Source organism: Streptomyces sp. DH12 (genome assembly GCF_020873895.1).
Taxonomy (GTDB): domain Bacteria; phylum Actinomycetota; class Actinomycetes; order Streptomycetales; family Streptomycetaceae; genus Streptomyces.
In genome coordinates this window covers 1-479 of sequence record NZ_JAHWGT010000840.1, presented here as the reverse complement: position 1 = coordinate 479, position 479 = coordinate 1, and the positions used below count along the sequence as shown (strand labels likewise).

Genomic DNA, 479 nt, shown 5'->3' with positions numbered 1-479 from the left:
ACCCCGGCGGTCCAGATCAGCGTGCGGGTGGGCACCACCCGGCCGTCGGTGAAGGTGACCTCCTCGGCGCCCGCCTTGGCGATGGACACGCCCAGCGAGCTGGCCGCGCTGCTGCCGCCGGTGGAGAACCTGCTGGTGGCCGATCTGGCACAGGAGGACCCCGAGCGGCGGCGGGAGTGCGCGACCGCGCTGAGCGTGCTGATGGGCACGCTGCGGCTGGTCACCATGCAGACCGCGCTCAGCGAGAACCAGGCCCTGATAGACCGGCAGCGGCTGCAGCTGCTGGAGGTGGCGACACCGGTGATCAAGCTCTGGGACGGGATCGTGGCGGTCCCGCTGATCGGGACGCTGGACAGCGCCCGCAGCCAGGTGGTGATGGAGACGCTGCTGAACGCGGTCGTCGACCAGCACGCCCGGTTCGCGATCCTCGACATCACCGGCGTGCCGACGGTCGACTCGCTGGTCGCGCAGCACCTGAT

1 protein-coding gene is annotated in these 479 nt (G+C 71.0%); it reads left to right on the top strand.

Annotated elements, in window-relative coordinates; genetic code table 11:
* On the top strand, positions 1 to 479 hold a 479-nt coding region (locus LPA54_RS37360; protein WP_228984895.1), incomplete at both ends, for an STAS domain-containing protein.